Source organism: Bartonella sp. AP150HLJHH, assembly GCF_042196385.1.
Lineage (GTDB): Bacteria > Pseudomonadota > Alphaproteobacteria > Rhizobiales > Rhizobiaceae > Bartonella.
In genome coordinates this window covers 1-2,374 of sequence record NZ_JBHIQC010000075.1, presented here as the reverse complement: position 1 = coordinate 2,374, position 2,374 = coordinate 1, and the positions used below count along the sequence as shown (strand labels likewise).

The window sequence follows — 2,374 nt, the reverse complement described above, 5'->3', positions numbered from 1 at the left end:
TTTAATAAAATTTCTTTTTAAGCAGGTTGTGGGTCTTTAGCACCCTTTTTTTATTTTATTATTGCTATTTGTTTTAAATAGATCTAGCAGATTCTATTTAAAGTTTTTTGACACCGATAGATCAACGCTTATAAAGCGGTGGGGTTTTATTATAAATGCTTCAATCTCATAACAAACCACTGACATTACGCTCTCTGCTACAGTCCTACCGTGATCATACAGAAAGTGCGCGCGATAGAGGAACTTCTTTTGAAAAGTTTGTAATTGCTTATTTGACGCAAGACCCTCTACAATGCCAAGAATATGAAAAGGTTCAAACCTATTGTGAATGGGCAAAAGAGCATGGGGAAGATGGGCGTGATATCGGCATTGATCTGGTTGCTAAAATTCGTGATGAAGAAGGATATGCCGCTATTCAATGTAAGTTTTATAGTGCAAATCATCAGATCAAGAAGGAAGATATTGATAGCTTTATTGCTGCCTCGGGAAAAAAGATCTTCACACGCCGTATTCTGGTTGATAGCACCGAAGGTAATTGGAGTAACAATGCCGATCTCACCTGTGAAGGACAAGGAGTCCGCATTCAACGGATTAATCTTTTTGATCTGGAAAACAGTCAAATAGATTGGTCAACCTTTGAAAGCAAAGGGGAAGCTACTCTTAAGAAAAAAGAACCGAAAAATCTTTTAGATCATCAACAAGAAGCGCTTAAAGCTGTTTGTGACGGTTTACAAGAAGCAGACCGCGGCAAGCTGATTATGGCGTGTGGAACGGGAAAGACCTTTACCAGTCTGAAGATAGCAGAAACTCTTGCTGGTCAAGGTAAACGTGTTTTATTCCTTGTCCCCTCTCTTTCTTTAATGTCACAAACAATAAGAGAATGGACAGCAGATACAGCAATCCCCTTGCGTTCCTTTGCGGTGTGTTCTGATACACAAGTTGGTAAGCGTCGTAAAGCCCAAGATGATGCTGCCGAACTCGATGTCTCGGATCTCGCTCTACCAGCAACAACAGATTCTCAAAAGCTTGGAGAAAAAGCCAATAAGGTTTCTCCTGATGCCATGACTGTGGTCTTTGCTACCTACCATTCGATACAAGTGATTTCGGATGCGCAAAAGAAATATGCTTTACCGGAATTTGATCTGATCATTTGTGATGAAGCACACCGTACCACTGGAGCTGTGTTAGGAACAGACAAGAGTGAATCTGAGTTTATCAAGGTTCATAATAATAGCCTTATTCGGGGCAAGAAACGTCTGTATATGACAGCAACCCCTCGTATCTTTAGTGATAATGCCAAAAAACAAGCTAATGAGATTGATGCCGTTCTGGCTTCTATGGATGATGAAGAGCTTTATGGCAAAATCTTTTATTCTTATAGTTTCTCCCATGCTGTAAAAAATGGACTTTTAACGCCTTATAAGATTATCGTTTTAGGTGTTGATGAAGGAGAAGTGAGTAAATCTATCCAGCATCTGATGACAGATGAGAATTATGAACTTATTCTTGATGATAGAACAAAGATCATGGGTTGTTATCAAGCTCTTACCAAAATGGATCTGAAAATTGATCTTGGGGATGATACAAGACCCATGCATCGGGCTTTGGCTTTTTGTAGAGATATTGATACTTCTGAACGCATATGTAGAACATTCAACGATGAAGAAGTTAAGAAAGATTTACGTAATCTTCATGAAAACCATAAAAATATTCCCCCTCTTAACTGTCAAGTAGATCATATTAATGGAAAATCTGGTGCCAAAAACCGTACGATAAAACTTGATTGGTTGAAAGAAGATGCGGGTGAGAATGTCTGCCGTATATTAACCAATGTACGCTGCCTTTCAGAAGGTGTTGATGTTCCTTCCCTTGATGCGGTTATGTTTTTACACCCGCGTAAAAGCCAAGTGGATGTGATACAAGCAGTGGGACGTGTGATGCGTCGTGCAAAAGGCAAAAAGATGGGCTATATCATTTTGCCGGTTGGTGTTCCTGCTGGTGTTTCACCAGAAGAGGCATTAAAAAACAATAAGAGATACAGTGTTGTCTGGCAAGTTCTCAATGCTTTGCTTGCCCATGATGAGAATTTTAGTAAAACCCTTAACCAGATGGTCTTAGGACAAGACGTAAGCTCTATCATCGACATTGTTACAGTTTCTAAAAAGACCGAATTAGAGAATGTCACCACGGTTATTGACGAAATCACGCTCCACGAAAAATCGGCACAATCCGGACTTCGTATTGGGACACAAGCTCATGAACCGCACCAAACATATGAAGGACAAGAAAGATTGCCCTTTTTTGTTGAGTTTCCCAATGCTCTCAAAACACTGATTGTTAAAAAATCTACTATGAGTGATTATTGGGGCATTTG

At 39.7% G+C, this 2,374-nt stretch carries 1 protein-coding gene; it reads left to right on the top strand.

Going from position 1 to position 2,374, the window contains the following annotated elements:
* Positions 1 to 155: 155 nt before the first annotated feature.
* Positions 156 to 2,374 (top strand): DEAD/DEAH box helicase family protein (locus ACFING_RS09595; protein ID WP_375630724.1); only part of this gene is annotated, 2,219 nt, incomplete at its 3' end.